The organism is Pseudoduganella sp. SL102, from assembly GCF_027856995.1.
Lineage (GTDB): Bacteria > Pseudomonadota > Gammaproteobacteria > Burkholderiales > Burkholderiaceae_D > Rugamonas > Rugamonas albidiflava.
Map to the genome: position 1 here is coordinate 584,333 of NZ_CP115554.1, position 22,155 is coordinate 606,487.

Annotated in this window: 18 protein-coding genes; 11 read left to right on the plus strand and 7 right to left on the minus strand. The window is 64.9% G+C overall.

Annotation, left to right across the window (positions count from 1 at the left end):
* Window positions 1-470: 470 nt before the first annotated feature.
* The 6 genes from OU994_RS02585 to OU994_RS02610 all read left to right on the plus strand — a co-directional run bounded on the left by OU994_RS02585 (window position 471) and on the right by OU994_RS02610 (window position 9,128).
* Complete coding sequence (locus OU994_RS02585; protein ID WP_281609505.1) at window positions 471-1,760, plus strand: nucleotide sugar dehydrogenase; 1,290 nt, start codon at window positions 471-473, stop codon at window positions 1,758-1,760.
* 18 nt (window positions 1,761-1,778) lie between these two features.
* A complete protein-coding gene (locus OU994_RS02590; protein ID WP_281609506.1) occupies window positions 1,779-2,825 on the plus strand; it encodes an SDR family oxidoreductase in 1,047 nt (348 codons plus the stop codon).
* Between the two features lie 70 nt (window positions 2,826-2,895).
* A complete protein-coding gene (locus OU994_RS02595; protein WP_281609507.1) occupies window positions 2,896-4,299 on the plus strand; it encodes a TIGR03013 family XrtA/PEP-CTERM system glycosyltransferase in 1,404 nt (467 codons plus the stop codon).
* 34 nt (window positions 4,300-4,333) lie between these two features.
* On the plus strand, window positions 4,334-6,370 hold the full coding sequence (gene prsK / locus OU994_RS02600; protein WP_281609508.1) for an XrtA/PEP-CTERM system histidine kinase PrsK: 2,037 nt from the start codon (window positions 4,334-4,336) through the stop codon (window positions 6,368-6,370).
* 163 nt (window positions 6,371-6,533) lie between these two features.
* Entirely contained in the window at window positions 6,534-7,904 is a 1,371-nt protein-coding gene (prsR, locus tag OU994_RS02605; RefSeq protein WP_281609509.1) for a PEP-CTERM-box response regulator transcription factor, read from the plus strand.
* 9 nt (window positions 7,905-7,913) lie between these two features.
* Window positions 7,914-9,128 carry a VanZ family protein gene (locus OU994_RS02610; RefSeq protein ID WP_281609510.1) on the plus strand — a complete coding sequence of 405 codons (1,215 nt, stop codon included), beginning with the start codon at window positions 7,914-7,916 and terminating at the stop codon, window positions 9,126-9,128.
* Between the two features lie 18 nt (window positions 9,129-9,146).
* Here the strand turns inward: OU994_RS02610 and OU994_RS02615 are convergent, their stop codons facing one another.
* The 7 genes from OU994_RS02615 to OU994_RS02645 are packed head-to-tail and all read right to left on the minus strand — an operon-like array spanning window position 9,147 to window position 15,528.
* Window positions 9,147-9,899 (minus strand): tetratricopeptide repeat protein, encoded by a 753-nt coding sequence (locus tag OU994_RS02615; protein ID WP_281609511.1) that lies wholly within the window; start codon window positions 9,897-9,899, stop codon window positions 9,147-9,149.
* On the minus strand, window positions 9,893-11,176 hold the full coding sequence (locus OU994_RS02620; RefSeq protein WP_281609512.1) for a glycosyltransferase: 1,284 nt from the start codon (window positions 11,174-11,176) through the stop codon (window positions 9,893-9,895). Before OU994_RS02620 ends, OU994_RS02615 begins: the two co-directional genes overlap by 7 nt.
* Window positions 11,173-12,072, minus strand: coding sequence for a hydrolase 1, exosortase A system-associated (locus OU994_RS02625; protein WP_281609513.1), 900 nt, complete (start codon window positions 12,070-12,072; stop codon window positions 11,173-11,175). Before OU994_RS02625 ends, OU994_RS02620 begins: the two co-directional genes overlap by 4 nt.
* A complete protein-coding gene (locus tag OU994_RS02630; RefSeq protein WP_281609514.1) occupies window positions 12,062-12,934 on the minus strand; it encodes a hydrolase 2, exosortase A system-associated in 873 nt (290 codons plus the stop codon). Before OU994_RS02630 ends, OU994_RS02625 begins: the two co-directional genes overlap by 11 nt.
* A gap of 1 nt (window position 12,935) precedes the next feature.
* Window positions 12,936-13,184: an acyl carrier protein gene (locus tag OU994_RS02635; protein ID WP_281609515.1), complete on the minus strand. Its 249-nt coding sequence runs from the start codon at window positions 13,182-13,184 to the stop codon at window positions 12,936-12,938.
* Between the two features lie 2 nt (window positions 13,185-13,186).
* On the minus strand, window positions 13,187-14,308 hold the full coding sequence (locus tag OU994_RS02640) for a GNAT family N-acetyltransferase (RefSeq protein ID WP_281609516.1): 1,122 nt from the start codon (window positions 14,306-14,308) through the stop codon (window positions 13,187-13,189).
* A complete protein-coding gene (locus OU994_RS02645; protein ID WP_281609517.1) occupies window positions 14,305-15,528 on the minus strand; it encodes an aminotransferase class I/II-fold pyridoxal phosphate-dependent enzyme in 1,224 nt (407 codons plus the stop codon). Before OU994_RS02645 ends, OU994_RS02640 begins: the two co-directional genes overlap by 4 nt.
* Before the next feature lie 294 nt (window positions 15,529-15,822).
* Here OU994_RS02645 and OU994_RS02650 point away from each other — a divergent pair, with 294 nt between their 5' ends.
* Genes OU994_RS02650 through OU994_RS02670 form a run of 5 tightly spaced genes read left to right on the plus strand, consistent with a single transcriptional unit; the run spans window position 15,823 to window position 22,153 of the window.
* Entirely contained in the window at window positions 15,823-17,415 is a 1,593-nt protein-coding gene (locus OU994_RS02650; RefSeq protein ID WP_281609518.1) for an acyl-CoA ligase (AMP-forming), exosortase A system-associated, read from the plus strand.
* The gene (locus tag OU994_RS02655) at window positions 17,412-18,647 is read left to right on the plus strand and encodes a pyridoxal-dependent decarboxylase, exosortase A system-associated (RefSeq protein ID WP_281609519.1); all 1,236 of its coding nucleotides are present in this window, start codon (window positions 17,412-17,414) and stop codon (window positions 18,645-18,647) included. The genes OU994_RS02650 and OU994_RS02655 overlap by 4 nt, the downstream gene beginning before the upstream one ends.
* 47 nt (window positions 18,648-18,694) lie before the next feature.
* Window positions 18,695-20,524, plus strand: coding sequence for an asparagine synthetase B (locus OU994_RS02660; RefSeq protein WP_281609520.1), 1,830 nt, complete (start codon window positions 18,695-18,697; stop codon window positions 20,522-20,524).
* 1 nt (window position 20,525) lies between these two features.
* The gene (locus OU994_RS02665) at window positions 20,526-21,560 is read left to right on the plus strand and encodes a polysaccharide deacetylase family protein (protein WP_281609521.1); all 1,035 of its coding nucleotides are present in this window, start codon (window positions 20,526-20,528) and stop codon (window positions 21,558-21,560) included.
* Entirely contained in the window at window positions 21,557-22,153 is a 597-nt protein-coding gene (locus tag OU994_RS02670) for a hypothetical protein (RefSeq protein ID WP_281609522.1), read from the plus strand. The genes OU994_RS02665 and OU994_RS02670 overlap by 4 nt, the downstream gene beginning before the upstream one ends.
* Window positions 22,154-22,155 lie beyond the last annotated feature (2 nt).

Consider the following 22,155-nt stretch of genomic DNA (forward strand, 5'->3'; position numbering starts at 1 on the left):
CGCCAGTTAGTGCGCCCCCGCGCGACACTTCGCACGCCGTCGGACATCCAAAAAGAGCGCCGCAGCGAGACCGTAAGTTCCCATAAGCACGTTACTTCCCTCTGTAATTTCTGGTAGGAAACACAACCGATGCGCCTGCGCAACGCTTTGCTTTTTTTCCTGTCAATTCGACAATTTCCTGACATTCTTAGTTAACAACAAGGTTATGCTTTCCGGCATTGCCAAAGCAGTTATTGCGTTCGAATTCAACAAAAGATCTTGCGTTAGCGCTGAGTCATGGTCGGGTTGCCCGTGTAAAATCTGGTCGTATCATTCCTGCAATTTCTGGTAGACAACTTCGACTGACAGATGTGGGGAACCGCTGGGTTCAAGCGCGCCAACTGAGAAGCATCGTTATCAATATTGCATTAGTTGAATTTTTGATATATAGTTGGCATAAAGACAAATTGTAATTCTCGAACGGAACCCGTATGGAAAACGATCAGATCGTTGCGGTAGTGGGGCTGGGTTATGTGGGCTTGCCTCTGGCAGTAGAGTTCGGCAAAAAGCGTACGACAATCGGCTTTGACCTGTCGAACGCGAAGGTCGAGAATTACAAGCGTTTCATCGACCCGACCGGCGAGGTCTCGACGGACGAGCTGAAGGCGGCTCGCCATTTGACGGTCACCACCGATCCGGCCGCGCTGGCGCAGGCCGACTATATCGTGGTTGCCGTGCCCACCCCGGTCGACACGGCGCACAATCCCGATTTCGGGCCGCTGATCGGCGCTTCCACCAGCGTTGGCAAGCACATGAAGCGCGGCGCCATCGTGGTCTATGAATCCACCGTCTATCCCGGCGCCACCGAGGAAGTCTGTATTCCGATCCTGGAAAAACAGTCCGGCCTCAAGTGGAAGAAAGATTTCCATATCGGCTTCTCGCCGGAGCGCATCAACCCGGGCGACAAGCAGCACACACTGACCACTATCCTGAAGGTCGTTTCCGGTGACGACGCGGCAACGCTCGAAACCGTGGCTCAGCTCTATGAATCGATCATCACCGCCGGCGTGTACCGCGCTTCGAGCGTGAAAGTCGCCGAGGCGGCAAAGGTCATCGAGAACACGCAGCGCGACCTCAACATCGCCCTGATGAACGAGCTGGCCATCATCTTCGACAAGATCGGCATCGACACGCTCGAAGTGCTGCAGGCCGCCGGCACCAAGTGGAACTTCCTGCCGTTCCGGCCGGGCCTGGTGGGTGGGCACTGCATCGGCGTCGATCCCTATTACCTGACCCACAAGGCCGAGATGATCGGCTATCACCCGCAGGTGATCCTGGCCGGCCGCCGCATCAACGACGGCATGGCCAAGTACGTGGCGGAGAAAACGGTCAAGGAGCTGATCGCCACGGGCTGCCACGTGAAGGGCGCCAAGGTGAACGTGCTGGGACTGACGTTCAAGGAAAACTGCCCGGACCTGCGCAATTCGAAGGTGGCGGACGTGGTGGCGGAACTGCAATCGTATGGCCTGGAAGTGCATGTGTACGACCCGGTCGCCGATGCCGACGAAGCGATGCACGAATACGGCATCAAGCTGGAAAGCTGGGAGGCGCTGCCCCGCGCGAATGCCTTGGTGGCCGCGGTATCGCACAAGGAACTGCTGGCGTTGTCGCTGACCGACCTGGCATCGAAGCTGGACGATTGCGGCTGCTTCATCGACGTCAAGTCGCAATTCCCGCTGTCAGGCCTGCGCGAAGCGGGTTACGCCGTCTGGCGCTTGTAAGCGCCGAACCATAAAGGCATGCACGCCGTGAGCAAGTTCGACAACCTGACGGAACACCTTCGCAGCCAGCCGTATCGCTGGCTCGTGACAGGTGCCGCCGGCTTCATCGGCTCCAACCTGGTCGAGGCGTTGCTGAAACTCGGCCAGCGCGTGACGGGCCTGGACAATTTTTCCACTGGCCACCAGCACAACCTCGACCAGGTGCGCGAAGCGGTTGGCGAGCAGGCCTGGGCAGCCTTTCATTTCATCGAAGGCGACATCTGCAATGCCGATACCTGTGTCCGCGCCTGTGACGGCATTGATTTCGTGCTGCATGAGGCGGCGCTTGGTTCCGTAACCCGGTCCATCGAGAATCCTCAGCGCACGCACGATGTGAATGTGACCGGCTTCGTCAACATGCTGGTGGCGGCGCGCGATGCCAGGGTAAAGCGTTTCGTGTACGCGGCATCGAGTTCCACCTATGGCGACCACCCCGGCTTGCCCAAGGTCGAAGACCGGATCGGCAAGCCCCTGTCGCCCTATGCCGTGACGAAGTACGTCAACGAACTGTATGCCGAAGTGTTTGCCCGCTGCTACGGCATCGAGGCGATCGGCCTGCGCTACTTCAACGTGTTCGGCCGGCGCCAGGATCCGCAAGGCGCGTATGCCGCCGTCATCCCGCAATGGGTGGCGGCGATGATCGGCAACCTGCCGGTGTTCATCAATGGCGACGGCGAAACCAGCCGCGATTTCTGCTTCATCGACAACGTGGTGCAGGCCAACCTGCTGGCCGCGCTGGCCACCGCGCCGGAAGCGGCCAGCACGGTCTGCAACGTGGCGCTGAATCAGCGCACCAGCCTCAATGAGCTGTACCACATGATGCGCGAACTGCTGCAGGAGCGTTTTCCGCACCTGCGGGAAGCGCAACCGCAATACAAGAACTTCAGGGCCGGCGACGTGCGCCATTCGCAGGCCGATATCACCCGGGCGCGTGAATTCCTGGGCTATGCACCGACGCATGACATCGCGGCCGGGCTCAGGGAAGCAATGGATTGGTACGTGCAGCACCTGGCTAGCGCCAGCTGAAAAGTGGTTCCACAAGCCGCGTTCGACGGTACGGGAATAAAAACTAGGTGTATGCCCTGGGGGGTAAAAAATGTTAAGAATCTCCAACCACTACATATCCAAAGTAGTGTTCAGCCTGCTGTTCCTGGAAGTCCTGATCCTCATCGGTTCATTCTATGCGGGTGCCGGACTGCGTATCTTCGACGGCGACGAGTTCGTGCTGCCGAAGCTCGACCATTTCTTCATGTCCGCCTGCGTGTTCGCGGCCGCGATCGTGTTTTCGATGAGTGCCCTGGGCATGTACCAGGTCAAGGTCAGCGAAGGCTTGCGCAATCCGTTCTTCCTGCAACTGATGCCGTCGTTCGCGATGGGCTTCTGCATCCTCACGCTGGTGTTCTACCTGGCGCCCGACCTGTATTTCGGCCGCGGCATCCTGATCCTGGTGTTCTGCATTTCGGGGACCGGGATCGTGCTGGCGCGCATCGTGTTCCTGAAAAGTTCCGAGCTGTCGATCCTCGAATCGCGCATCATGTTCGTCGGCTGCGGCCAGCTGGCCAAGGAATGCGGCGAGCTGGTCACGCGCAGCGGCAGCTATCACAAATACCACGTCGCAGGCTACGTGGCGGTGCCCGGCGAGGACATCACGGTGCCGCGCGAACGCCTGCTGGCACTCGATCCCGGTAGATCGCTGGTCCAGCTGGCGCGGCAGAACCGCGTCAGCGAGATCGTCGTATCCGTTCAGAATCGGCGCGGCGGCACCTTCCCGATCAAGGATTTGCTCGACTGCAAGCTGTACGGCATCAACGTCACCGACTCCACCACGTTCTTCGAACGTGAAACCTGCCAGATCCGCGTCGATTCCGTACAGCCGAGCTGGCTGGTGTTCGGCGGCGGCTTCGACCAGAGCTGGATGCGCACGTTCATGAAGCGAAGCTTCGACGTTACCGCCAGCCTGCTGTTGCTGGTGGTGACGCTTCCCGTGATGCTGGTGACGGCGCTGGCGATCTATATCGAAGACCGCGCCCCGATCTTTTATTCGCAGGAGCGGGTCGGCAAGAACGGCAACGTGTTCCGCGTGCTGAAGTTTCGCAGCATGTTCACCAATGCGGAACAGGGTGGCAAGCCGCAGTGGGCCGCCAAGAACGATCCCCGTGTCACCCGAACCGGCAACATCATCCGCAAGCTGCGGATCGACGAGTTGCCGCAGATTTTGAATGTGCTGAAGGGTGAAATGAGCTTTGTCGGCCCGCGGCCGGAGCGGCCGTACTTCGTCGAACAGCTGACCGAGCGCGTGCCGTACTACAACGTGCGGCACAGCATCAAGCCCGGCATTACCGGCTGGGCACAGGTGCGCTACGGGTATGGCGATTCCGTCGAGGACGCCGTACAGAAACTGCAGTACGACCTGTATTACGTGAAGAACAACAGCCTGCTGCTCGACGTGCTGGTGTTGATCGACACCTTCAAGGTCGTGATGTTCCGGGGAGGCCGCTGAGCGGCCCCGGGCTGCACGGCCGCGCGGAGTGCTGATGCCGGTCAGTACCGCTTCCTTCAGCTACGCCAGCGCCGCGCTGGCGTTCGTGCTCTTGTGCGTGCCGTTGTTGACACGCTGGCGTGGCCGGCCGCACACCCGCCTGATTGCCGTCGCGTGCGCCGTGATGGCGCCATGGAGCATCGCGATGATCGGCCTGGCCCATGGCGCCGTGCCGGTGATGGCCGCCGAGTTGGCCGAACTGCTGCGCAACGCCACGTGGACCACCGTCCTGTTCGCCATGCTGGGCCAGCTGCGTGCGCCCGGCGGGGCGCGCCGCCGCAGTGGCATGCTGACGTTCTCAGCTGCACTGTACCTGCTGCTGCTGGGTGCGACCCTGGCCGAAGCGGCCCTGCCTGCCGGCCTGCATTTCCAGGTCAGCGTGATCGGCCGCGTCGGTGTCGCCGTGCTGGGCATGCTGCTGATCGAGCAGCTGTACCGCAATGCCGGCACGCAGAGCCGCTGGGCCATCAAGTTTGCCTGCCTGGGACTGGGCGGTATTTTCGCGTATGACTTCTACATGTACAGCGACATGCTGCTGTTCCGTGAACTGAACGGCGACCTGTGGATTGCCCGCGGCGTGGTCAACGCGCTGACCGCGCCGCTCCTGGCACTGTCGTTGCTGCGCAGCGCATCCTGGACCGGGCAGCTGGCCGTGTCACGCCGGATGCTGTTCCATTCGGCGGCGCTGATCGGTTCCGCGATCTACCTGCTGACGATGAGTTCGGCGGCCTATTACCTGCGGTTCGTGGGCGGCAGCTGGGGTTCGCTGATGCAGCTCGTGTTCCTGTTCGGCGCTTCGATCCTGCTGGCAGGGATCCTTTTCTCGGGCAGCTTCCGTGCCTGGCTGAAGGTGTTCATCAGCAAGCATTTCTACCGCTATAACTACGACTATCGCGACGAGTGGCTGAGCTTTACCCGCACGCTGTCGCATCCGGGGCCGGGTCTTGGGGAACGCACGATCCAGGCATTGGCGGCACTTGTGGAAAGCCCGGGTGGCGCGCTGTGGATCCGGCGCGATGCGCGTTGCGAGCCGGCCGCGCACTGGCATACCGCGCCGCCCACGGCCATCGAGCCGTCCGATTCGCCGTTCTGCCGCTTCATCGAACAAAAGCAGTGGGTCGTGGACCTGGACGAGCGGGTGACGGGCGAGCCGGTGCTGCCGCAATGGCTGCGTGCCTTCCCACGCGCATGGCTGGTGGTGCCGCTGATGCTGCATGGCCGCCTGCTTGGCTTTACCGTCCTGCAGCAGCCGCGAATTCCTGTTGCGCTGAACTGGGAAGTCCTGGACCTGCTGAAGGTGGCGGGTACCCAGGCGGCCAGTTACCTGGCCCAGCAGGAAGCCGACAATGCGCTGATGCTGGCGCGCCAGTTCGACTCGTTCAACCGCTTGTCGACCTTCGTGGTCCACGACCTGAAGAACCTGGTGGCGCAGCTGTCGCTGCTGACGGCGAATGCGGAAAAGCATCGCGACAATCCGGAATTCCAGCGGGACATGCAGGATACGGTAAGCTATTCGGTGCAAAAGATGAAACTGATGCTGCAGAAGCTCAGCCGTACCGCCACCACCGAGCATGCGCGGCCGCTGGCCGTGGACCAGGTGCTGGCGGGGGCGGTGGCCTTGAAGGCGGCATTCGAACCGAAACCGGCACTGCATGTGGGGCAGTCCGGCTTGCGCGTGCTGGCCGATGCCGAACGCCTGGAGCGTGTGCTGGGGCACCTGATCCAGAACGCGATCGAGGCCACGCCGCGTGATGGCCGGGTGTGGGTGCGCGTCGATGGCGGCGAGCACGCGGTCATGATCGAAATCGGCGATACGGGCCAGGGCATGGATGAGGAGTTCGTGCGCGAGCGCCTGTTCAAACCGTTCGACTCGACCAAGTCGGCCGGGATGGGCATCGGCGCCTTTGAAAGCCGGGAGTATATCCACGAACTGGGTGGCCAGCTCGACGTGCGCAGCGAACCAGGGCGAGGCACCACGTTTACGGTGACGCTGCCGCTGTACGGCGCGGGCGCCCTTGGAGCCGCCGCCTGAGGGCCGGGAAGGAAGCGCCGACATGAACGTGACTTGAACGCGCAGAATTGAACGTGCGAAGATCAGGCGCCGATAGTGAAAGCGCTGGTATTGACAGCACGGAGCGCTGAAGCGCCGATAGCTGAAGCGGATTTAAAGCCGGGAGCCCGGCAAGAGGACTGTTGTGACGCAAACCAAACCAAAGCTGTTGATCATCGAGGACGATCCCGGCCTGCAAAAGCAGTTGCGCTGGAGCCTGGACGCCTATGACGTGGTGGTGGCCGGTGATCGCGAAGCCGCGTTGGCGCAGTTGCGCCGCCATGAACCGGCCGTGGTGACGATGGACCTGGGGCTGCCACCCGATCCGGATGGCGCCACGGAAGGCCTGGCCACGCTCGAACAGATGCTCGCGCTGCTGCCGGACACGAAGGTGATCGTCCTCACCGGCAACCAGGACCGCGGACACGCCGTCAAGGCCATTGCCATGGGGGCATACGACTTCCACCAGAAACCCTGCGAGCCGGACTTGCTCAGCCTGGTGATCCAGCGCGCCTTCGTGCTGCACGGCTTGCAACAGGAACACCGCCGTTTGCAGCAGGGGCAGGCAGACTCGCCGCTGTCGGGACTCATCAGCCGAGATCCCGGCATGCTGAAGGTATGCCGCAACATCGAGAAAGTGGCCCCCAGTTCCGCCACGGTGATGGTGCTGGGCGAAAGCGGCACCGGCAAGGAAGTGCTGGCGCGTGCGCTGCACCAGCTTTCACCGCGCGCCAAGGAGCGCTTCATGGCCATCAACTGCGCGGCGATTCCCGAAACGCTGCTGGAATCGGAGCTGTTCGGCTATGAGAAGGGGGCATTTACCGGCGCGGTCAAGCAAACCAAGGGTAAGGTCGAACTGGCCAACGGCGGCACGTTCTTCCTCGACGAGGTGGGCGACCTGCCGATGGCGCTGCAGGCGAAACTGCTGCGCTTCCTCCAGGAACGCGTGATCGAGCGGGTGGGCGGCCATGATGAAATTCCCGTCGACGTGCGCATCATCTGCGCCACGCACCAGAACCTGAAAACGCTGGCCGCCACCGGCAAGTTCCGTGAAGACCTGTATTACCGCCTGTCGGAGATCGTCTTGACCATCCCGCCGCTGCGGGACCGCAATGGCGACGCGGTATTGCTGGCCCAGCATTTCAAGAACCGCTTCTGTACCCAGGAGGGGCGCGCGATGCTGCACTTCGCCCCCGATGCGCTGGCGCAGATCGCCCGCTACGACTGGCCGGGCAACGTGCGCGAAATGGAAAACTGCATCAAGCGGGCGGTCATCATGGCCGATGGCCCGGCCATCACGGCGGACGATCTCGGCCTGGGGCTCGGCCCGGTCGAAGACGAGCCACTGAACCTGCGCCAGGTGCGCGACGAGGCCGAGTACAAGGCGATCGTCAAGGCGCTGGCGCGGGTCGAGGGCAACATCGTCAAGGCTTCCGAGCTGCTCGGTGTCAGCCGCCCGACGCTGTATGACCTGATGGACCGCCACGCGATCCGGCCCACGGTAGCCTCGGCCTGACGGGCGCCGATGGGCTTCCTGCTGTTGCTGTATGCGGCGCTGCTGGTCTACGGCAGCTGGTATCCGTTCGCATGGGGCGAGCCGGTGGCGCCACCGCTCACTTTCCTGCATACATTGCCGACGTACCTGGACAAGGGCGACGTCATCCAGAACGTGCTGGTCTACATGCCATTCGGCTTGCTGGTGGTGGCCTGGTGCGGCCGGCGCATGCCGTTCGTGGCCGGATTGCTGCTGGCCGCCGTGGCCGGTACCGGGCTCAGCCTGGGCATCGAAGCCGTCCAGCAGTACCTGCCGTCGCGGGTACCGTCACTGGTCGACGTGGCGATGAACTTCGGTGGCAGCGTCATCGGCGCAATGTTCGGCGGGCTGGTCAGCCGCCGCACCGCGCCGGGCGCCACGCTGCTGCGCCTGCGCGACGACTGGTTCCGGCCCGGACCGCTGGCCAGCACGGGCCTGATCGTCATCGCCCTGTGGATGCTGTCGCAAACCACGCCGCTGGTACCGTCGCTCGACATCGCCCAGCTGCGCGGCAAGCTGGGTTACCTGTACCGTTCGATGATGGCACCTTACTGGTTCAGCTGGGGCAAGCTCGCGACGTTGTGGTGCTACCAGGTGGGGCTCGGTATCCTGCTGTGCACGCTGCTGCATGCCGGCCGGCCGCTGCTCCGGCTGTATGTACTGCTGACGGCGTTTGTCTGCGCCTGGAAGATGCTGGTCGTCGGGCGCGTGCTGTCGCTGGAACTGATCGCGGCGCTGGCGCTGGCGTTGCCGGCGCTGGTCATGCTGCGCAACCTGCGGCCCAACGTGCTGGCGGGTGCCGGGGTGCTACTGTTCGCTGCCGGGCTGGCGATCTATGAACTGCTGCCCGGCGATGCCGCGGTGTTCCAGCAGGCGTTCAACTGGGTACCGTTCGAAGGCCAGATGAATGACCTGTCGGGGCTGGAGAATATCCTCGAGTTCCTGTGGCCGCCGATGGCGATGGCATGCCTGTTGCGGCAAGCGCTGCCGTTCCACCGGCAGGATGCCGGCGCCGTGCTGGGCACGGCGGTGCTGGCGCTGGGCATGTTCCTGCTGGAGTGGCTGCAGCTGTCGCTGCCGGGACGCTACGGCGATATCACGCAGGTGGTGCTGGCATGCATCGGCTGGATCATTCCATGGTGCGTCCGGGGCCACGGCATGCGGGCCGCCGGGCCGCGGGGACGTACGGCTGTGCGGCCCGGGTGACACCGGGCCGCACAGCGATCATTGCGCCGCGGTTTCCGAGGCTGCCTTCGCGGCGGCATCGTCCCCGGTTTTCGGGGCCACCTTCGCGGCCGCATCGTTCCCGGTTTCAGCCTTGTCTTCCTTCCCGGGCAACGGTTCCACCTTGCCATCCCATTTGCGGGCACCGACCAGCATGTTACGCAGGCCATCGAGCGGGAAATCGTGCTGGTAAGCGACCTTGGCGTGCTTTACGGCGAGGTCGTACTGCTTGGCACGGAAGTAGGCGATGCCGAGGTTGTAGTTGACGGACGGGTTGTCCGGCGCCATGTCGTAGGCTTTCTTCAACATCGGCATGGCGCGCTCCGCCTGCCCCATGCTGTACAGGTATTTGCCGTACGCACCCCAGGCCATGCCGTCGTCCGGCTGGAAGCGCACGGCGCGCTCGAAATAGCATTCGACCGGATACCTGGCGTTGAACAGCTGGGTGACCTTGGTGCGCATCGCCACCGCCGCCATCGTCGTCAACGCTTTCACGTGGTTGGGGAATACCCGCAGCGTGTAGTCGAGGTCACCACCGATCGCGCCGGTGTTGCCCTTCACGCCAGCGGCAACTTCGTCGGTATAGTGGGCCATTTCAACGAGGTACAGGGCGTCGGGCGGCGCATCGCGGTAATCGAAGGGCCCGAGTGCGTTGTCCAGTTCGCCACAATACGGTTTGGCGCTGGCAACCGCGGTGGCCAGCAGCAACGTGGCGGGCACCAGGTATCGCAATGTCGATTTCAGGGTCAGCATGCTTCGCTTCCTTTCACCTGCGTGGTGGGCACGGCGACGGTCACCGCGTTCAACAGACGCGCCAATTCGGCAGTGCGGGCGCGCCGGGAATTGGCGGCCACCGCCTCGTCGGAAGCAAGCGGCGCGTGGCCCGCTTCCGCCAACTCGAGAAAGCGCAGCAGCGCCGCCTGGATGCCGGCCTTGTCGTCGAGCGGGCCGATGGTATCGATGCCGGCGTGGCGCAAGGCGGCGGCGGTATCGCCCGTGGCGTCCGTCAATGCCAGTACTGGCCGGCGTGCGCGCAGGTATTCATACAGCTTGGCAGGAATCTGGTGATTGCAGTTGGTGGCCTGCAAAACCAGCAGGCCATCCGCGCCCAGCATTTCGGCCAGCGCGTCGCGGTAGGCGATGTGCGGCGCCAGGCTGACGATGTCGCCGATGCCGTATTTTTCGATCAGCGGTACCAGGAAGTCGTCGTGTGCGGTGGCGCGCAGCACGACGCGCAGGCGCAGGGCCGTGACGGTGCCGCCGGCCTTCAGGTCGGCCAGCGCTTCGAAGAAGGGTACCGGGTCGCGTTCGGACGGGTAGATGATGCCGCTGTGGATCAACGTGAACGGCCTGCCGGCGATGGGCGCGGCCGGCTTTTGCGAGGCGGCGGCAGTGCTGAAGTTTTCCTCGTCATAGCCGTTTTCGATCAAGGCAAAGCGGCTGACGGGAATATCCGGGAAACGCTTCGTGTACGTGACGATCGCGCCCGGCGTGGTGCACACGGCCAGCGCGCAATTGCGCACCGTTTTCTCCTCGATCCAGCGATAGAAGCGCCGCGTCAGCGGATCGGCGGGATAGTCCACATCCGTCATCGGGTCACGCAGGTCGGCGATCCATGGCAGGCCCGTCAGCTTGTGCAGCACCAGGCCGATCAGCTTTGCGCTGGCGATCGGGTACGTGGTCCAGATCACCTGCGGCTTGTACTTGCGGATCATCTGCAGCCCGGCCGGAATCGCACCCAGGCACCAGGACACCCAGCGGTCGGGCAGCGCCATCCAGCCGACATAGCGGCCACGCACGGAAAGGTGGCGCGAGGTATCGAGCGCGAAGGCGCGGTGCACGATCGCTTCCCGGGGAATTTCGGCCATCTGGTCGTTGCCGCTGTTGGCGTAGGCGCGCGGGCTGGCGGACAGTACCAGCGGTTGCCAGCTGTGCTGGGGCAGGTATTGCGAGAACTTCAGCGTGCGCTGGATGCCGCTGCTGCCGCGCATCGGCGGATAGTGATAGGCCACCATCAACACGCGGTTCATGCCCGCGCCCCGGTTTCGGCGACCCATGCCGCCGTCCAGGCGGCGACCTGGTCGCGCCATTCGCGGCGCGAGAACGTATGATCCGCCGCGTGCAGCGTATGACGCTGCACGCGCGGCGCGGCCAGCAGCTTTCGCCATTGGCGCGATGCCTTCACCATGTCCAGGAACTCCTGCGCCGTCAGGTCGGCGCCACTGATGATCAATAAAATCGGTCCCGCAAATTCCTGCCAGCCGGCCAGCATGCGGGCATGCAGGTCCGGGCTGGCCGGCATGGCGGGAACCGCGGCCATTGCTTGCGCGGCTGGCGGCGCGACCGGCGCTTCGGCAGGGCCGCGCAGCGATGCCCGCAACAGGCCACTGAACGAACGCAGCGCCTTGCAAAACTCGAACTGTCCGCTGGCGATCTTCTTCCACAGTGCCGGCTGCAGAAGGCGTTCCACGTAATAGTGCTTCAACGTGGCGCGGGCCAGGCCATCCGGCGTACGCGCCCAGGGATTGAGGAGCACCAGGCCGGAGACCCGGCGGTCATGCCGCGCATAGAACAGCGCCGCGCTGGCCGCATCGCACAAGCCCCAGATCACGACTTCCTGCAAGCCCGGCACTGCGGCCATGAAGCGGTCGATGGCGGCGCGCAGGTCGGCATCCACGCCCTCGAAATTGCGTGCCGGGCCGCTGCTGTCGCCCATGCCGCGGTAATCGAAGCGCATGGCGGGGATGCCCTGTGCCGCGAGCGCCCGGGCCAGCAAAGCGAACTGGCGGTGGCTGCCGGCACGGTATTGCGGCCCGCCGACAACGATCAGCACACCGCGCCGTGCGGGCGCCGCGGCCGGGCTCAGGATCGCCGTCAGCCATTCATCGGCGCATGGAAAGGCAAGGGCTTGTTCGTCAGGCTGCATGGCACGGCTCGGATAGCGATTGGAGGGTGGCATCCAGCAGTGCGGGGCACTCCTCGATTTCCTGCGTGGCCCAGAATTGCGGTCCGGCGACGACGCGCGTAGAAATGGTCGCGCCACCGGCAGCCAGCGCCGCCGCGGCGCGCGCGGCAACAGGGGTCAGCGGGCGGCCGCTTTCAGCCGCCATTTCAAACCAGTGCACCGGGCAGGCCGGCGGCGCGAAAGCCTCGGCGGTGCGCGCGTCGATCGCCAGCGCGAGGGCGGGATCGAGCAGGTATCCGGCGATTTCCAGCGGCTGGCCTGCCGCGAGACTTTGCTTCAGCGCGGCGGTGCCACCGCCGCCGCTATTACTATCCTTGCCATCCTTGCCATCCTTGCCATCCGCCAGCATCTGGCTCGCCACTTTCAGGCGCAGGAATTGCGTGAGGAACTGGCTGCCGTTGGTCACCGGTTGCCACAGCAGCAGGGCGGAGGGGGCATGGGCCTGGGCCACGTCCAGGGCCAGCAGGGCGCCGAGGCGCAAGCCCCACAGCCCGGCAACGCAGCCGCTTTGCTGTTCGAGCCAGGCCATGCCGCGCGCCGCATCCTGGCGCCAGATGTCCCAGCGTGCATCGCCGAAATCGCCGGCGCTGTCGCCGCAACCGTACAAGTCCATCTGCAGCACCGCGTATCCGCAGCGCGCCAGTGCGCGCGCCTGCAGCGCGGCCATGCGGCGCGACTTGTTCATTTCCTCGGCAAACGGGTGGAGGTAAAGCCATGCGCCGCGGCATGCCGTGGCGGGCGCATGGTACAGGCAGAAACGCGCCGCCGCGCCGGAGCCCAGGAAGAATGGCTGCGCCGGGGGCGCGGCGGCGATGGCGTTCATGTCAGGCCGTGAGCTTGTACTTCACGAAGGCAGCCAGGCTGCCCAGCGTGGCGAAGGTTTCCGCGCTGATCTCGTCATCGTCGACACTGAAGCCGAACTGTTCTTCCAATGCGCCGATCAACTGGACGACCGCCATCGAATCCAGTTCCGGGATGCTGCCCAGGAGGGCGGAATGCTCGTCCAGCGAGCGGCCCGCCGGGCCCAGCGCGAGAACGTCGATGACAATCTGCTTTACTTCGTCGAGATACATGTTTACTCCGTGGTTGAGGTTTGCTGCCGCGTGGCGACGGGCGCAGGGCCGGAAGCGGATTTGCCGCGCAACCTCTGCACCATGGCGTTACGATCACCGGCGGCGGCATGCAGCTGGCGAAGTACCGGCCAGCGGTAATGGTTGACATGGTACATGGTCCGGATTTCGTCGGTCCAGCGCGTATGCCATTCCATCACTTTGCCGTAGAACTCCAGCCGCGCGTACTGCTTTTCGTCAAACAGCCGCTGGCAGCATTCCTCCCTCATCAACAACGTTGGCGACAGGCTGGCCGGCACCGATTCGTCGTAGGTTGTTTTCAGCACGATCAAGGCACCGTCGCCTTCGATGCACAGGTCCATTGCCACCAGCTGTGGCGCCAGCCCGGGGGCTTCGAACCAGTAGCGGTACACCGCGGCCTGGCCGCGGCGTGCGAACGCTTCGAGCATGCTGGTGTAGAAGCGGCCCTGGTCATTGTCCGGATGGATCGCGGTACCCAGCTGCGCCTTCCAGCCGGCGCTTTCCAGCCGGCCGTAGTCGGCCACGGCGGCGGCCATCTGTTCGGGCAGGCGGTCGATCTGCATGCGCGTGACGACGCCATCCTTCTGCAGCCGCGAGCGCTGTTTTTTCAGGTTGTTCCGCAAGTTCTTGCCGCGCGCATTCCAGTATTCCTCGAAGGTGCCGGCGATCGGCACGTGGGCGGTGCGGATGTAATCGAGCGTGCCGGTGACGGCGCTGTCGGCCGGGCGCGCTTCCAGTTGCGGATCGCGCTGCTTCAGGCCGACCATCAGCGCGAAGCCGGGAAGCTTGCGCGTCAACGATGGCAGCAATCGTTCGAGCTCGATGGCGCCATGGTGCAGCCACAGGCCGATCGGCGCCTGCGATGGCTGCAACGCTTCCCACACGCCGCGGCCGCGTGGCTGGAGAATGCCCATCGCGACCGTTTCGCCAGCCAGTTCGCATATCGCGAGCTGGCAGCGCGGATCGCCGAATTCCGCCAGCAGCGGCTGCACGAACTCGGGTTCGAGCAATGGCGTTCTGCTGGTGGCCGCATTCAGCCGCTGCCACGCCCGGGCATGGTCGGCAAACGCGCTTGCCGGATACAGGTGCCATGTCATTGCGGTCATTGCGGGGCTCCTTGTTCACCTTTGACCGCGCTGCGCACCTGGCCGATCATCCATTCGATTTCGTCATCGCGCAATTCCTGGTGGCAGGGAAATTGCAGCACGCGACGCGACAGGTCCACGCTGTTTTCACACACGCTCGCGTCGACGCCTGGCCACAGGTATTCGCCGAAGCGGATCACCGGCACGCCGGCGCCCTTCAACTGGCGAAACAGGGCCTGGGGCTCGTCGCACAGCAGCGGGAACACCCATGGGTAGACGCCATCCGGCAGGGTAGTGAATAACGGACGGCAGCCCGGCAGTGCGGACAGCGCGTCGTACAGGCGCCGATAATTGCGGCGGCGTAGCTCACCCATCCGGCGGCGCGACACGAGCCGCAGCATCGACCGCGAATACAGCGAGGAACGCTTGGTCAGCCAGGCCGGATCGAAACCGAAGCCACCGTCGGACGATCCCGGTGCCAGTGCCGGCGCCTCGCCATGGCGGCGCGCCTTGATCACGCCCCATAGCGCGTTCTTGGCGGCCATCGGCAGCTTCATCAGTGCGCGCAGCAGCGGCAGGCGGCCGTACGCAAAACCATTCTCGATCGAGTTCAGCAGCACTTTCGCCTCGAAGCCGGCGCCGGCGGACTGCAAGGCCACGCCGTCGAGCCGGTGGCGCGCCGATACCAGGCAGCCGCCTTCGTACACGGGGAAGAACTTCATGCTGCTGGCGATCGCGTAATCGCCCCATGAGCCCAGTGGACGGCCGGCATGCTGGCCCAGGAACGAGTGGGCGCAGTCTTCCAGCAACTGGATGCCGCGCTCGTCGCAAAAGGCGCGCAGTGCTGGTAGGGGTTGGTGGAAGCCGTAATAGTTGGTTGCCAATAGCGCCTTGATGTTACCGGTGCTGGAAGCCTTGGCGGCCAGGTCGTCCAGGTCGACAGTGGTGTCGGGGCGGATACGGTAGAACAGCGGCGTGGCGCCGGCCCAGATGACGGGTTCGATCATCGATGCGCAGTGGTAGGACGGCACGAGCACCGCGTCGCCCGGACCCACGCCCATCTGTTTCAGCGCCAGGGCGATGGCCACGCGGCCACTGGTCACGAAACGGACCTCGCCGGCATCGAGAATCGACGGCGCCGCGGGGCCGCCCATGCGCAGGAAGGATGCCAGCGACAACGCGGGCGCGACCGGCAGGCGCGAGCGCGGATAGTCGGCGGGGACGAGTGGCGGAGACTGCACTGCTGCGGGCCTGACATCTGCCGGCTTCACATCTGAAATGCTGATCTTTCCCATGGTCGTCTCGGTTGCAGCCAATTTCCAGGATAAAACTAACGGCGTTTCACATCATACATCAAAAGATTGCCAAAAATTCACGTTAATTGTTGTTTTCGGAACAATGGAAGAGCTATTTTTCCGCCAAACCTTGCCAAAAAACAGGTAGGAATAGATTGTAAAATGTTAATATTCCCGCCTAGGTTTCCGTGTGGTTACAAATCAGTTACATTTGCGGACCAGCCCTTTGCAGGACATGACATGAGCGACCTGATCCACGACTTCATTTTCCGCTCGGCCCGCCGGACTCCTGGCGCCGAAGCCCTTGTGCACGGTGGCCGCCGCCTGGATTACGCAGGGCTCGCCGACCTGGTCCAGCGCACCGCTGCCGCCCTGCTGGTGTCCGGCCTCGAGCGGGGCCAACGCGTGGCGGTCTACATGGAGAAGAATGTTGAAAACGTCGGCGCCATGTTCGGCGCGGCGGCCGCCGGTGGCGTATTCGTGCCGGTCAATCCGCTGCTGAAGCCGGAGCAGGTCGCTTATATCCTGGCCGACTGCAATGTCCGCGTGCTGGTCACGACGATCGACCGCCTGAAGCTCCTGTCGGAAGTGCTGCCGGCTTGCCGCGATCTGCGCCTGGTGGTGGCGGTGGGCGGGGGCGACTCGCTGCCCGCGATGCAAAACGTCGAAGTCCTGTCGTGGGATGCCGTCATCGCGCGCGGTCTCGGTGAAACGCGCACACCGCATCGCGTGATCGATGGCGACATGGCCGCGATCCTCTACACGTCCGGCAGTACCGGCAAGCCGAAAGGCGTGGTGCTGTCGCACCGGAACATGGTGGCCGGCGCGCAGAGCGTGGCCAGTTACCTGGACAACACGCCGCAAGACCGCATCCTGGCCGTGCTGCCGCTGTCGTTCGACTATGGCCTGTCGCAGTTGACGACGGCATTCCATACGGGCGCCACGGCCGTGCTGATCAACCACCTGCTGCCGCGCGACGTGCTCAATGCCGTCGTCGCCGAGCGCATTACCGGGCTGGCCGCCGTGCCGCCGCTGTGGATCCAGCTGGCGCCGCTGGCGTGGCCTGCCGATTGCACGCTGCGCTACCTGACCAATTCCGGTGGCGCCATGCAGCGCCCCACGCTCGACGCGCTGCGCCGTGCGTTGCCGAACGCGCGGCCGTTCCTGATGTATGGCCTGACCGAAGCGTTCCGTTCGACGTACCTGCCGCCGGAAGAACTCGATCGCCGCCCCGATTCGATGGGCAAGGCGATCCCGAATGCCGAGGTGGTGGTGCTGCGGCCGGATGGCACCGAGTGTGCCCCGCACGAGCCGGGTGAACTGGTCCATCGGGGCGCGCTGGTATCGCTCGGCTACTGGAACGATCCCGCCAAGACCGCCGAGCGCTTCAAGCCGGTGGCGCCGCGCCATTACGGCCTGCCGCTGGTGGAACTGGCCGTATGGTCCGGCGACACGGTGCGCCGCGACGAGGACGGCTTCCTGTACTTCATCAGCCGCAACGACGAGATGATCAAGACTTCCGGCTACCGCGTCAGCCCGACCGAAGTCGAGGAAGTGGTGTATGCGCGCGAGCACGTGGCCGAAGCGGCCGCCATCGGCGCCAGGCATCCGGTGCTGGGCCAGGCGATCGTCGTCATCGTCTTGCCGCGCGAGGGCGCGGCCCTGACGGGGAATGACCTGCTGGCCGCCTGCAAGCCTTGCCTGCCAGCCTACATGCTGCCGCAGAAAGTGGTGATCGCCGATGGTGCCCTGCCGCGCAACCCGAACGGCAAGATCGACCGCAAGCTGCTGTCGATGCAATATGAGAACGTCTTCCTGGAGCTGCAGCAATGAGCGCGCCCCGTCCCCAGCACGCGCCGCTGCTGCAGTTTCCCGTCGTCGACGACTGCCTGCACATTGGCGGCATGCCGCTGACGCGGCTGGCGCAGCGCGTCGGCCAGACGCCGTTCTACGCGTATGACCGGGGCGCGCTGACGGCGCGCGTGGCCGAACTGCGCCGCCACCTGCCGGCCGACGTGCACCTGCACTATGCGATGAAAGCCAATCCGATGCCGGCGGTGGTGCAGCACATGGCCGCCCTGGTGGATGGCATCGACGTGGCTTCCGGCGGCGAGCTGCGGGTAGCGCTCGATACCCCGATGAATCCCGTGCATATCAGCTTTGCCGGCCCGGGCAAGAGCGACCTGGACCTGTCGTGCGCGATTGCCGCCGGCATCGTGCTGAACCTGGAGTCCGAGGGCGAAACCGACCGTGCGGCACGCATCGGCGACCGCCTCGGCATCACGCCGCGTGTCAACGTGCGCGTCAATCCCGACTTTGAACTGAAATCTTCCGGCATGAAAATGGGCGGCGGGCCGAAGCAGTTCGGCGTCGATGCCGAGCGCGTGCCGGCGCTGCTGCGGCGCATCGGTGAACTGGGCCTGGATTTCCATGGCTTCCACATCTTCTCCGGCTCGCAGAACCTGAAGGCCGCGGCGCTCCACGAAGCGCATGAAAAAACCTTCGCACTGGCGCTGCGGCTGGCGCAGGATGCGCCACGCGCGCCGCGCATCCTGAATATCGGCGGCGGCTTCGGCATCCCGTACTTCCCGGGCGAGGATCGGCTCGACCTGGCGGCCGTCGGCAGCAACCTGCATGCGGTCATGGACGACGTGCGTCCGCAGTTGCGCGGCGCGCAGGTCGTCATCGAGCTGGGCCGCTACCTGGTCGGCGAAGCCGGCGTGTATGTGTGCCGCATCGTCGACCGCAAGGAATCGCGGGGCAGCGTCTACCTGGTGACGGACGGCGGCCTGCATCATCACCTGTCCGCGTCCGGCAACTTTGGCCAGGTGATCCGCAAGAACTACCCTGTCGTCATCGGCAACTGCGTGCATGGCGGCGAGCGCGAAAAGGCGTCGGTCGTCGGACCGCTGTGCACACCGCTGGACGTGCTTGCCGACGGAATGGACCTGGCCCAGGCACAGCCTGGCGATCTGGTCGCGGTACTGCAGTCGGGCGCCTACGGCGTGTCGGCCAGCCCGGCCGGCTTCCTCAGCCATCCAGCCGCACCGGAAGTCCTGGTCTGACACGGCTGGCCCGAACCACATGAATTGATGCGAGCGAGAGGTGCACGATGAGCGGTATTTGCGGATGGATCGGCCACGGTGCGCAAGACCGTGAGCTGATCGGCAGGATGGCCGTGCCACTGGCGCGGTTCGACGGCAGTGCCGTGCACCAGGCCGAGGGTAGCCGTTCCGCCGTGGCCGTGGCGGGCGCCGGCGATGTCCATCGCCAGGAGGGCTTGCTGATCGCGCTGTGGGGCCATCCCGTGCTGCGCGATGCGGCGCTGGCCGAGCAGGCCAGCGTGCGCGGCACGGCGGCGGTGCTGGCCGCGCAACGCCACCTGGGCGCGGAAAAACTGTGCGCATTGCTGGGCGGGCCGTTCGCGCTGTGCATCCTCGACGAACACGCCGGCGAGGCGATCCTGGCGATCGATCGCCTGGGCGTGCATCCATTGACCTGGCAGCTGGCTGGCGAGGCGCTGCTGTTCGCTTCGTCGGCGGACGCACTGGTCCGCCATCCGCTGGCACGCGCCGGCATCGATCCGCAGGGTATCTACAACTACGTGTACTTCCACATGGTGCCGGCGCCGGGCACAGTGTACCGGGACCAGCAGCGCCTGCTGCCAGGCCATTACCTGCATTACCGCCAGGGCCGCGTGGAAACCCGTCCGTACTGGAAGATGACGTTCCAGGAAGATGGCAAGCGCTCCTTCGAAGACTTGAAGGCGGACTTCCTCGCGCAGCTGAAGAACGGCGTGCGCGAAGCCTCCGCCGGGGCGAAGGTGGGGGCATTCCTGTCCGGAGGAACCGACAGTTCGACCATCGCCGGCATGCTGTGCGACGTCGGGGGCGTGCCGGCCGAAACGTATTCGATCGGTTTCGCCGCGCAGGGCTACGACGAGATGGAATATGCGCGCATCGCGTCGCGCCATTTCGGCACGAAACATCATGAATACTATGTGACGCCCGATGACGTGGTGGCGGCGATCCCCAGCGTGGCCGCGGTCTGCGACCAGCCGTTCGGCAACGCTTCGGCGGTGCCGGCTTTCTACTGCGCACAGATGGCACGCAAGGATGGCGTGACGCGCATGCTGGGCGGCGACGGCGGCGATGAACTCTTCGGCGGCAACGAACGCTACGCCAAGCAGCACGTGTTCGCCCGCTACGAGCAGGTGCCGTCGCTGTTTCGCAAGGCGCTGCTGGAACCCGCCATCTTCAACTTCCCGGGCGGCGACCGGGTCACCCTGCTGCGCAAGGCGCGCAGCTATATCGAACAAGCCTCGGTAGCGATGCCGGCCCGGCTGGAAACCTACAACCTGCTGGGCCGCTACGGCGCGCGGCAGGTATTCACCGACGACTTCCTGGCCGGCACCGACACCAGCCAGCCGCTGGCCGGCCTGGCGCAAACCTATGGCGCCAGCGAGGCGAAAAGCCTGATCAACCGGATGCTGGCGCTGGACCTGAAGATCACGCTGGCGGACAACGACCTGCCGAAAGTCATGAAAGCCTGCGAGCTGGCCGGCGTGGAAGTGGCGTTCCCGTTCCTGAACGATGCGATGGTCGCCTTTTCCGCCGGCCTGACGCCGCAGCAAAAGCTGAACGGCACCCAGCTGCGCTGGTTCTTCAAGGAGGCCCTGAAAGGCTTCCTTCCGCCGGAAATCATCACCAAGCAAAAGCATGGCTTCGGGCTGCCGTTCGGTGTCTGGCTGCAGGAGCACAAGGCCTTGCAGGAGCTGGCGTCGGACAGCTTGACCGACCTGAAATCGCGCGGCATCGTGCGCGGCGACTTCATCGAGCAGCTGACCGGCACGCACTTGCGTGAACATGCCGGATACCACGGCACCATGGTGTGGGTGCTGATGATGCTGGAGCAGTGGTTCCGCCAGCGTCCGGGGAGCTGACATGCGCACCCGGGTCTGCATATCGATCGACACCGAATTTTCCATCGGCGGCGCGTTCACCAGCCCGGACAGGCAGCCCGTCGCGGAACCGATGGTCTGGTGCGAGGTCGGCGGCCGCTCGCAGGGCCTGGGTTTCCTGCTCGACCAGTTCGAACGCCACCGGATCCCCGCCACGTTCTTCGTCGAAGCGGCGCACCGTTACTATTTCAAGGACCAGGACCCGATGGGCGGCATCGTTCGCCGCATCGCCGCCGGCGGACATGAAGTGCAATTGCACACGCATCCCTGCTGGGCCGTGTTCCAGCACGAAGACTGGCGCGAGCGGGTGCGCCGCGAACCGCTGCAGGATGAGTTCTTCGGCCGCGCCGAAGAAGACACGGTGAACCTGCTGCGCCAGGGCCAGCAGACGTTCGCGTCCTGGGGCTTGCCGGCACCGACGGTTTTCCGGCCGGGGAACATGCAGCACGACGATGCGATGTTCGCCGCGATGGCCCGCTGCGGCATCCCGTACAGTTCCTGCGTCGGCCTCGCGGTATTCGACAGCAACGATCCCCGTTATCGCCTGTACAGCGGCGCGCACCGCCGCCACGGCGTGCTGGAGATGCCGGTACTCACATTCCAGGATTGGCAGCTCGGTGGCCGCCGCCACCTGAAGACGCTGACGATCGCCGGGACCAGCTTTGCCGAGACGAAGCTGTTGCTGGAGCGCGCCCATGAACAGCAGGTTCCCCTGGTCGTGCTGCTGACCCATCCGTTCGAATACGTGCAGCGGCGCGATGACCAGATGCGTACCGCGCGCGGCAATGCGCTGCACCAGGACCGCCTGGCGCGCCTGTGCCGCTACCTGGACGGCAACCGCGACCGCTTCCTGCCTACCGGCATGGGCGAGGCGGGCAGTGCCTTGCAGGCGGCTCCGGATGAACGCAATGTGCTGTTGCACGGCAGCGGGTGGCGCAGCATTCGCCGGCTCGCCGAGCAGGCCGTGAACGACCGCTACGGCAGCTGGGCGCTGGCGCGACAGGGAGCGCCCGCATGATCGCCGCCCTTCGCCACCGCATCGATGCGCGCTTCGGGACGTGGCGTGGCCTGGTGCGGCTGCTGCTGGCGCACGCCGAGCGCACCGCCGGCCGCCTGCGGCCCTTCGACTTGCATGATCCGCAGGCGGTGCGCCGCGTGGTGTTCGTCTGCCTGGGCAATATCTGCCGCAGCGCGTATGCCGAGCAGGTGGCGCGCGCCGAAGGGTTGCACACGGCATCGCTGGGTCTGTCGACCACGACCGGCGTTGGCTCGCCGGAGCCGGCACTGGCGGCCGCCGCGCGCCAGCGCATGCCGATGGATGCGCATCGCGCGCGCGACTGGCAGGATTTCACCGTGCAGCCTGGTGACCTGCTGCTGGTCATGGAAGTTCGGCAGGCGCACGAGGTGACGCGCAGGCTGGGCGGCCGGCGCGACGTGCAGGTGGCACTGCTCGGCAACTGGTGCACGCCACCGTTCCCGCACCTGCATGATCCATTCACACTGTCCGACGCGTATTTCGATACCTGTTTCACCCGTGTCCGCCAGGCTGTTGGCCGGCTGGCGAACGACGTTCCGAATGCACGCGCCGCGCCGGCGCAAAAGAGGGGCTAGCG